This is a genomic window from Streptomyces sp. JJ66, from assembly GCF_019303495.1.
Taxonomy (GTDB): domain Bacteria; phylum Actinomycetota; class Actinomycetes; order Streptomycetales; family Streptomycetaceae; genus Streptomyces.
In genome coordinates this window covers 224,183-233,792 of record NZ_JAEVFI010000016.1, presented here as the reverse complement: position 1 = coordinate 233,792, position 9,610 = coordinate 224,183, and the positions used below count along the sequence as shown (strand labels likewise).

Annotated in this window: 8 protein-coding genes; 3 read left to right on the top strand and 5 right to left on the bottom strand. The window is 72.1% G+C overall.

Annotation, left to right across the window (positions count from 1 at the left end; translation table 11 throughout):
* Positions 1 to 269: 269 nt before the first annotated feature.
* Genes JJV70_RS14375 through JJV70_RS14355 form a run of 5 tightly spaced genes read right to left on the bottom strand, consistent with a single transcriptional unit; the run spans position 270 to position 5,910 of the window.
* A complete protein-coding gene (locus tag JJV70_RS14375) occupies positions 270 to 1,580 on the bottom strand; it encodes a DUF58 domain-containing protein (protein WP_219048286.1) in 1,311 nt (436 codons plus the stop codon).
* A gap of 14 nt (positions 1,581 to 1,594) precedes the next feature.
* Positions 1,595 to 2,560 carry a MoxR family ATPase gene (locus tag JJV70_RS14370; protein WP_219048284.1) on the bottom strand — a complete coding sequence of 322 codons (966 nt, stop codon included), beginning with the start codon at positions 2,558 to 2,560 and terminating at the stop codon, positions 1,595 to 1,597.
* The gene (locus JJV70_RS14365) at positions 2,557 to 3,849 is read right to left on the bottom strand and encodes a DUF4350 domain-containing protein (RefSeq protein WP_219048283.1); all 1,293 of its coding nucleotides are present in this window, start codon (positions 3,847 to 3,849) and stop codon (positions 2,557 to 2,559) included. The genes JJV70_RS14370 and JJV70_RS14365 overlap by 4 nt, the downstream gene beginning before the upstream one ends.
* The gene (locus JJV70_RS14360) at positions 3,846 to 4,535 is read right to left on the bottom strand and encodes a DUF4129 domain-containing protein (protein ID WP_219048282.1); all 690 of its coding nucleotides are present in this window, start codon (positions 4,533 to 4,535) and stop codon (positions 3,846 to 3,848) included. The genes JJV70_RS14365 and JJV70_RS14360 overlap by 4 nt, the downstream gene beginning before the upstream one ends.
* Before the next feature lie 22 nt (positions 4,536 to 4,557).
* Positions 4,558 to 5,910: a hypothetical protein gene (locus JJV70_RS14355; protein ID WP_219048281.1), complete on the bottom strand. Its 1,353-nt coding sequence runs from the start codon at positions 5,908 to 5,910 to the stop codon at positions 4,558 to 4,560.
* A 109-nt stretch (positions 5,911 to 6,019) separates the two neighbouring features.
* On the opposite strand from JJV70_RS14355, the gene mtnA reads away from it, so the two are divergent.
* The 3 genes from mtnA to mtrB all read left to right on the top strand — a co-directional run.
* Positions 6,020 to 7,132: an S-methyl-5-thioribose-1-phosphate isomerase gene (mtnA, locus tag JJV70_RS14350; RefSeq protein WP_219048279.1), complete on the top strand. Its 1,113-nt coding sequence runs from the start codon at positions 6,020 to 6,022 to the stop codon at positions 7,130 to 7,132.
* Positions 7,129 to 7,806: a two-component system response regulator MtrA gene (gene mtrA, locus JJV70_RS14345; RefSeq protein ID WP_219048277.1), complete on the top strand. Its 678-nt coding sequence runs from the start codon at positions 7,129 to 7,131 to the stop codon at positions 7,804 to 7,806. Before mtnA ends, mtrA begins: the two co-directional genes overlap by 4 nt.
* Before the next feature lie 130 nt (positions 7,807 to 7,936).
* Positions 7,937 to 9,610, top strand: a 1,674-nt coding sequence (mtrB, locus tag JJV70_RS14340) for an MtrAB system histidine kinase MtrB (RefSeq protein ID WP_374227303.1), incomplete at its 3' end; no start/stop codon positions are given.

Here is a 9,610-nt window from a genome sequence, read left to right as displayed (position 1 = left end):
GGGAGAGTAGGACACCGCCGAACAGTTTGTGTGGGAGAGCCCCGTCGGGATAACCGACGGGGCTCTTCTGCGTTTCCAGGAACGTTCGGACGAGCCATAAGGGCGATGGCGAGCCGGGGTACGGACGGAATACTGTCTTTGTATGCCAACGGGCACGGCGCTGGCATACAAAGGCACGTTCCGGCTTGCAGGGGTGCCGTGGGGAAAGCCCTTCTCGGGTGGGGAATGCGGCCCGGAAGAAGCGTCGGTGGTGCTATCGGCCAGGCCCCTCAGAGGCGGCCCGTGGCTTTGAGGGCGAGGTAGGCGTCGGTGAGGGCCGGGGCCAGCGTGCCGGGATCAGCGTCGATGACCGTGGTCCCGTGGTGGCGCAGGCGGTCAGCCGTGCGCTGGCGTTCCTGCTGGGCGCTTGCGGCTGCTGCTGCCTCGTAGACGGCGTCCACCGAGCCCCGGGCGCGTGCCATCTCCGACACCCGGGGATCACTCGCGGATGCCAGGAGAACGGTGTGCCGCTGGGCCAGCGGCGGTAGGGCGGGCAGCAGACCCGCCTCCACGGGGGCGGCGTCGAGCCCGGTGAGGAGGACAACGAGTGAGCGGTGCCGGGCCGTGCGGAGCACGGCTGACACCATCCCCGGGGTGTCCGTTTCGATGAGGCTCGCTTCCAGGGGAGCCATCGCCTCGACCAGGCCGGGGAGGACGTCCTTCGCGGTACGGCCTTGCACCGTGCTCTGTACGCGCCGGTTGTAGGCCAGGAAGTCAACCCGGTCCCCGGCTCGGCTGGCGACTGCGGCCAGCAGGAGTGCGGCGTCCATGGCGGCGTCCAGACGCGGTACGTCGCCGACGCGACCCGCGGAGGTGCGGCCGGTGTCGAGGACGATGAGGATGTGCCGGTCGCGCTCGGGCCGCCAGGTGCGGACGGCTACGGACGACTGGCGCGCGGTGGCCCGCCAGTCGATGGACCGGGTGTCGTCACCGGGGATGTACTCGCGGAGGCTGTCGAACTCCGTGCCTTCGCCGCGCGTGAGCACGCTGGTGCGGCCGTCGAGTTCGCGGAGTCTGGCCAGTTTGGCGGGGAGGTGCTTGCGGCTGTGGAAGGCGGGCAGAACGCGCACCGTCCAGGGCACGGTGTGGTTGCCCTGCCGGGCCGCGAGGCCGAGGGGGCCGTAGGAGCGGACGGTGACGCGGTGTGCGGTGCGGTCTCCGCGACGCGTGGGCGTGAGGTGTGTGGAGACACGACGGCGTTCGCCTGGCGGAACATCGAGGGCGTGGCGTGAGGCGTCGGTGGCGGTGTCGGCGGGCCAGCTGCTGGGTGGCCAGGCATCGCGCAGTTGGGCCCGCAGGTGTCGTGGACTGGGGTTGGCGATGGTGAGGTGCACGCTGGCCTGCTCACCGAGTCGAACTGATGTGTCACCTACACGAGTGAACTGGAGCGTTCGCACTGGCGCGGCGCGCAGGAGGTCGTACAGAATTGCGAGTGCGAGGACGAGTTGGACGGCCAGGATGCCGGTCCAACTCGGCAGCAGGAGACTGACGACGAGCGTGCCGAGAAGAGCGATGAGTGCTGCGCGTCCGGTGAGAGCCATGGTCACCTCACCGATCAGCGCGGTACGGGCACACGGGCGAGGATCGAGTTGAGCACGCTGTCGGGAGTGACACCTTCCATCTCCGCCTCGGGGCGTAGCTGGACCCGGTGGCGGAGGGTGGGCAGCGCCAGGGCTTTGACATCGTCGGGGATGACGTAGTCGCGGCCAGTGAGCCAGGCCCAGGCGCGGGCAGTGGACAGCAGAGCGGTGGCTCCACGCGGGGAGGCGCCGAGGTTCAAGGAGGGGGATTCGCGGGTGGCTCGGCAGATATCGACGATATAGCCGGTGATCTCGGGTGAGACGGCGGTCTTCGCCACGGCATCGCGGGCGGCGTCCAGTTCGGCTGGTCCGGCGACGGCGCGCACACCGGCGCTTTCGAGGTCCCGGGGGCTGAACCCTGCGGCGTGACGGGTCAGCACGCTGATTTCGTCGTCCCGGGAGGGGAGCAACACGTTGAGCTTGAGTAGGAAGCGGTCGAGCTGAGCTTCGGGAAGGGGGTAGGTGCCTTCGTACTCGACCGGATTCTGGGTGGCGGCCACCAGGAACGGCTCGGGCAGTGTGCGCGGAACACCGTCGACGGAGACCTGACGTTCCTCCATGGCTTCCAGGAGCGAGGCTTGCGTCTTGGGCGGGGTCCGGTTGATCTCGTCGGCCAGCAGCAGGTTGGTGAAGACGGGGCCGGGCTGGAAGGAGAACTCGGCGCTGCGGGTGTCGTAGACGAGTGACCCGGTGACGTCACTGGGCATCAGATCGGGGGTGAACTGGACACGTTTGGTGTCGAGCCGCAGCGTGGCTGCGAGCGTCCGGACCAAGAGGGTTTTGGCCACACCAGGAACCCCTTCAAGGAGGACGTGCCCACGGCAGAGCAGGGCGACGACGAGACCGGTCACGGCGGCGTCCTGCCCGACGACTGCCTTGCCGATCTCGGCCCGGACGGCTTCCAGGGCCGCGCGGGCGGTGGGTGCTGAGGGGGCGCTCACGAGGTGCCGTCCTTGTCTGTCGGTGCTTCTGGCAGCGTTTCGGTCGGTGCGGCTGCCGAGGGTTCCGGCGTCACGTCATCCGTGGTGACGACGTGCGGAAGGGAGCGAGGGGCGATGCGTTGCTCCAACTCGTCCAAGCTGTCGGCGAGGCGCACCAGGGAGGTGTCGTCAACCGGGGCAGGCCCGAAGAGAAGGGAGCGTGCGGTGCGGCTGTCACCGGTGTAGCGGGTGACAGCGGGGACTACGGAATCGGCGGTGTGCGCCTGCGCGGCGGGGAGGCCGAGAAGGGGGGCGAGTCGGGTCCGGGTGGCCGATCGCAGTGCGTCAGCTGCGCGGTCCCGGGCATGGGCCAGGCGGTACAGCCGTGCCCGGCCCTCGGTCGCCTCGGCAGCCGGCACGGCGACCGGAAGGCGTTCCGGGACCAGGGGGCCGAGCCGTCGGGCTCGCCACAGGGCGGCGACGGCCACGGCGACGGCGAGCTGGACGGCGCCGAACAGCCAGCCGTCGGGGATGAGATCGGTCAGGCCGCGGGAGCCGTCACCGCCCGCGGCCGGGTCGGCGAGCGAAGGGAGGTACCAGACGAGGCGGTCCCGGGAGCCGAGGAGCTGCAGCGCGAGGGAGGCGTTGCCCTGCTCGTCGAGACGCTCGTTGTACAGAAACTCGGCTGTGCCGGTGAGGATCGTGTCGCCGCCCGCAGACGTCGGTACGCGCAGCAAGGTGGGGAGGCCGCCACTGGGATAGCAGGCGTCGGCGGCCCCCGCACCGCTGCCGACGCGGTAACCCAGGCCGCCCAGCCGCACGCTGCCTGCCCGCTGGGCGTAGGGAGCGTCGCACCGGGGGGCGAGGGTGCCGGTTGAGGTGGGGCTCACCGCTTCCACAGCCGGGGCTAGGTCGGTGGCGGCGGCCGGGCCGGGGGCGAGCAGCACGGTGCGGCCACCGCTGCCGGACAAGGCAGGGCGCAGGTCGGCGCGCTGGGCTTCGCCCAGGCGGTCGGGGCTGGTGACGAGCACGGTGGTGTCGGCGTCCGTGGCGCGGGCGGCACCCGCCGTGGTGGTGACCACGGTGACGTCCACGCCCCGGTCGTTAAGGAGCTCGGCGACGGCACGGCTGCCGGTGCGGTCGGGCGAGCGCGGGTCGAGCATGCCGTGCTGTTCGCCCGAGCGCAGAACGGCGAGGACGACGGCGGCGAGGAGGACGACGGCGAGAGCGACGAGCAGCCCGCGCGCACGGGCCCACACCTGCCGCGCGGTAGGAGACAGGGAGGAGGTGGGAGAAGAAGTGGAGGTCATCGCGTGCCCCCGAAAACCGTGGACGCGGTGAGGCGGGGCCGGGCCTGTTGCAGGGCGGTGTCGAGGTCGCGCAGCCGTTCGTAGGTGGCAGCGGAGGCGGCGCGGTCGGCGTAGGTGATCTCGTCGAAGGCGTGGGCCGCGGCGCGCAGGGCTTCGGCATGCTCGGGCAGCGCGTCCCCCGCTTCGGTAGCGGCTTCGTCGGCGGTGCGGCCGGGGCGAGGGTCGAGCACGGTGCGTTCTTCCAGGGCGCGCACGATCGCCCGCATGCGTTCCTGGACCGCCGGGCTCCACTGCGCGGCGGTGGCATGGTGCTCGGCGGCGGCCCGGTGGTCGGCAGCCGAGCGTGGACCCTCGGCGAAGAGGGTGCCCGGGGCGCTGCGGGGCTGCGGGCGTACGGGGCCCAGTCGCAGGCGCAGGGCGACCAGGAGGGCGATGACGACGAGGGCGATGACGACCACGCCGGTCAGGCCGCCGGGAGTGAGGTCGGCAGCGGTGTTCAGGAGCTGGCCCAGGCGGTCCAGCAGCCAGTTCACGGCGCGCTCGATCAGCCCGGGTTCGTCGGCCTGGTAGAGGGGCTGGGACAGCTCGCGCTCGGCGGCCTCCCGGGCGGCGTCACGGCCGATGGTGACCGGTACGTCGTCACCGCCGGGAGCCGTCACGGCGTAGGGGGGCGTGGTGGTCCGCATCGTCAGCCCCCTCACTCGTCCGTCAGTATCCGGGCGCGGCGGTGCCGGGCCGGCCCGGGGCACCGTCCTGCGGTCCGGCGGCGCGTGCCAGCTCCAGGTCGAGGCCCTCGCGGCGGATACGGGCGTCGATGTACAGCAGGGCGGTCACACCGGCGGTGAACGGCAGCGTGATCGTGGACGTGAGCACGCTGCCGATGCCCACGATGATCAGGTACGTCCAGGACAGCTCGGCGGGCGGGCCGCCCAGCAGACCGCCTGAGCCGCCGCCCACGGCGGTGGCGATCAGGGTGGCCGGCAGGGAGATGATGAAGCCGAGCACCCCGACGATGAGCGCCGCCAGGAGCTGGATGCCGAAGATCCGCCACCAGGAGCCGCGCACCAGCTTGGCCGAGCGGCGCATGGCCGTGAGCACTCCGGCGCGTTCGAGCATGAGGGCCGCGGGAGAAAGCGTGAAGCGGATCGCCAGCCAGATCATCAGGACGAGTCCGCCCAGGAAACCCAGCACCACCAGGATCAGCCCGGCGGCCCCGACAGCTCCGGCCAACAGGAGGCCGGGCAGGACGGAGACGATCAGCACGCCGACCAGGAGGGCGGTGACCAGCAGAGTGAGGCCGAGCAGGCGCGGGAGTTGCGGCCTTGCGTCCTGCCAGACTTCGCCGATCGTGACTGGGCGGCCGAGGACGGCCCGGGAGATGATCATGGTGAGCATCGCGGTGGCGATGACCGTGCCGATCAGCGAGGTCAGTCCGCTGATACTGCTGGTGCCCAGGGTGGTGGTGACGAAGTCCACCGTTTCCTCGGTGCTCAGAGCACGGCCTTCTTGGAGGCTCGCCAGGGCGCTGTTGTCGCTGAGCCACAGCCGGGTGGTGATGGTGGAGATGAGCTGCACCAGCACGGCCACGCCGAGCGCGATACCGAGCACCGGCCGCCAGTGGGCGCGCATGGTGGAGATCGCGCCGTCAAGGATCTCGGTGAGGCCGAGGGGACGCAGCGGGATGACGCCCGGCTTGGCGGCCTGGGCGTACTGCCAGGCGCCGCCCCAGCCCCCGGGCTGCCCGTGGCCGTGGTGACCGTACTGCCCGTACTGGTTGTACTGCCCGTACTGCCCAGGTTGCCCGTACTGGCTCTGCCCCTGCTCGCCGGCGGGCGGCCGGGGCTGGCCGCCAGGCGTGCTCCAACCGCTCCCGGCCGGGGGCGGCTGCTGGGCAGTCCATCCCGTGGGCGGCGGGGGCACGGGCGGCTGTGGGGTGTCGTCGGCCGGACGCGCGGTGTCGGCGGCGCCGTCCGAGGGCCGGTGCTGCTGGTCGCGGCCCTCGCCCGAGGGCTCGCGGTCGCCGGAAGAACCGGGCGAGGCCCAGCCCGGAGCGTCGTTCACGGCTGATCACCTTCGGTCGTGTGGTCTGTGGCAGCCCATCGTGCCACGGGGCGTACGCCGGTGTACCGGGCCCCTGCCCACGATCGCCGGGAGCGGGCAGACTGTGCGGATGGCTGATCACGACGCGAACGCTGTCCCGGTGCTGCGCTGGGAGGAGCCGCCCGAGGGTCCGGTGCTGGTGCTGCTGGACCAGACGCGGCTGCCGCAGGAGGAAAGTGCGTACGTCTGCACCGACGTACCCGCGCTCGTCGGGGCGATACGCGAGCTGAAGGTGCGCGGGGCGCCGCTGCTGGGAGTGGTCGGCGCCTACGGTGTGGCGCTGGCGGCGGCCCGGGGCTACGACGTCCAGGATGCCGCTGAGCACCTGGCGGGTGCCCGGCCCACCGCGGTGAACCTCGGCACCGGGGTGCGCCGTGCCCAGGCCGCGTACCAGCGGGCCCTGGCCGACGGGGCCCAGGCGGAGCAGGCGGCGGCGCGGGCGCTGGCGGAGGCCCGGGCGGTGCACCGGGAGGAGGTGGCCGCCGGGACGGCGATGGGCGAGCACGGCTGGGCACTGCTGCGCGAGCTGCTGCCGGGCGGCGGCCTGCGCCTGCTGACGCACTGCAACACCGGGACGCTGGTGTCCGGTGGCGACGGCACCGCCCTGGCCGTCGTCAAAGCGGCCCACCGGGCTGGTGAGCTGCGCCGTCTGTGGGTGGACGAGACGCGTCCGCTGTTGCAGGGGTCGCGGCTGACGGCGTGGGAGGCGGCCCGCGACGGCATGGCGTACACGGTGTTGCCGGACAATGCGGCTGGTTCGCTGTTCGCGGCCGGGGAGGTGGACGCGGTGGTGGTCGGCGCGGACCGGATCGCCGCGGACGGCTCGGTGGCCAACAAGATCGGCAGTTATCCGCTGGCGGTGCTGGCCCGCTACCATCACGTCCCGTTCGTCGTGGTGGCACCGCTGAGTACGGTGGACCTGAGAACGGCGGACGGAGCCGGGATCGAGGTGGAACAGCGCGGCGGCCATGAGGTGACGGAGCTGGCACCCGGTGTGCCGGTGGCGCCGCTGGGCGCGCAGGCGTACAACCCGGCGTTCGATGTGACGCCGGCAGAGCTGGTCACGGCGGTCGTCACCGAGGCGGGAGCGGTCTCGCCGGTGACCGCCACGGGGCTCGCCGAGCTGTGTTCCCGCGCGGGCACCACGGCATCGTCAACGGGTGATGGGATGATGAACGCATGAAAGGACGCGTCCTCGTCGTCGACGACGACACCGCGCTGGCGGAGATGCTCGGCATCGTGCTGCGTGGCGAAGGCTTTGAACCGTCGTTCGTCTCGGACGGAGACAAGGCGCTGGCCGCCTTCCGGGAGACCAAGCCGGATCTGGTGCTGCTGGATCTGATGCTGCCGGGGCGTGACGGCATCGAGGTGTGCCGGCTGATCCGCGCCGAGTCCGGCGTGCCGGTGGTGATGCTGACCGCGAAGAGCGACACGGTGGACGTCGTGGTCGGCCTAGAGTCGGGCGCGGACGACTACATCGTCAAGCCGTTCAAGCCCAAGGAGCTGGTGGCCCGCATCCGGGCGCGGCTGCGCCGTTCGGAGGAACCGACCCCCGAGCAGCTGACCATTGGTGACCTGGTGATCGACGTCGCCGGGCACTCCGTCAAGCGGGACAGCACCTCCATCGCGCTCACCCCGCTGGAGTTTGACCTGCTGGTGGCCCTCGCCCGCAAGCCGTGGCAGGTGTTCACCCGGGAGGTGCTGCTGGAGCAGGTCTGGGGTTACCAGCACGCGGCCGACACCCGGCTGGTGAACGTGCACGTGCAGCGACTGCGCTCGAAGATCGAGAAGGACCCCGAGCGTCCGGAGATCGTGGTGACCGTCCGTGGCGTGGGCTACAAGGCGGGGCCGGGCTGACATGGCCGGCGACGGTGCCGTCCCGCCGACGCCGCAGCCGGGGCAGGAACCGGAGCCGGGGCCTGAACGCGGGCTGAAGCCCGGGCCGGTGCCGGAGCCCGGCTCGTCCGGCGGCCGGTCCCGGGCCGGGGTGTTCGCCCCCGTCCGCCGGGCAGGGCAGCTCCTGCCCGACGGCCTGCTCCCGGAGGGCGCCACCGGCAGCCGGGCGCACCCGCTGTTCCGGATGTTCGTGCGCTGGATCAGGCGTCCGCTGCTGCCCACGCTGCGGCTGTGGCGGCGCAACATCCAGCTGCGCGTGGTGGCGGCGACGCTGCTGCTGTCGGTCGGCGTCGTGCTGGTGCTCGGTGTCGTGGTGATCGGGCAGGTGCGCAACGGCCTGCTGGACGCCAAGCTCCAGGCCGCGCAGTCCCAGGCGGCCGGTGGTTTCGCGGTGGCCCAGGACGCGGCGGACAACGCCGCGTCCGGGAGCCCGGACTCCGAGACCGGCAGCAGCGTCCTGGGCGCCGGGGCGTGGCTGACGCAGCTGGTGCAGCAGCTGGCCAGCGGCGGGCAGGGATCGTACTCGGTGGTGGCGCTCAGCGCGGACGACGCCTCCCTGCCCTCCGGCACCGAGGACGGCTCGAACACCCGCGGCCCGCGCGCGTTCGGCGATGTCAGGCCCGAGGAGTCGATCACGGCGGAGCTGCGCCAGACGCTGGACGAGAGCCCGGAGACGCACCGGCAGTACGGAGAGATCGTCCGGGGCAACGGCGACAGCCAGCCCGCGCTGATCATCGGCAAGCGGCTCAACGACGCGGGCGGCAACCCCTACCAGCTGTACTACCTCTTCCCGTTCACGCAGGAGGAGAAGTCCCTGGACCTGGTCAAGGGCACCCTGGCCACGGCCGGGCTCTTCCTGGTCGTGCTGCTGGGAGCGATCGCCTGGGTGGTGGTGCGCCAGGTCGTGACGCCGGTGCGGATGGCGGCCGGGATCGCCGAGCGGCTGGCCGCAGGCCGGTTGCAGGAGCGGATGAAGGTCACCGGCGAGGACGACATCGCCCGTCTGGGGGAGTCCTTCAACAAGATGGCGCAGAGCCTGCAGCTGAAGATCCAGCAGCTGGAGGAGCTGTCGCGGATGCAGCGCCGCTTCGTCTCCGACGTCTCGCACGAGCTGCGCACGCCGCTGACGACGGTGCGCATGGCCGCCGACGTCATCCACGAGGCGCGCGAGGACTTCGACCCGGTGACGGCCCGCTCGGCGGAGCTGCTGCTCAGCCAGCTGGACCGGTTCGAGTCGCTGCTTGCCGAGCTGCTGGAGATCAGCCGCTTTGACGCGGGTGCCGCCGCGCTGGAGGCCGTGCCCACTGACCTGCGCGAGGTGGTGCACCGGGTGGTGGAGGGCGCCGAGCCGCTGGCGGACAACAAGGGCAGTCGCATGCTGGTACTCGGCGACGAGCGGCCGGTCGTCGCCGAGGTGGACGCCCGCCGGGTCGAGCGGGTGCTGCGCAATCTCGTCGTCAACGCGATCGAGCACGGTGAGGGCCGCGACGTCGTCATCCGGCTCGCCGAGTCCGAGGGCGCGGTGGCCGTGGCGGTGCGCGACTACGGAGTGGGGCTCAAGCCCGGGGAGGCACAGCGCGTGTTCAACCGTTTCTGGCGGGCCGACCCCGCCCGGGCCCGCACCACCGGCGGCACCGGGCTCGGCCTGTCGATAGCGATCGAGGACGCCCGGTTGCACGGCGGCTGGCTCCAGGCGTGGGGGGAGCCGGGCGGCGGCTCGCAGTTCCGCCTGACCCTGCCCGCGTCCGCCGGCGAGGCGCTGCGG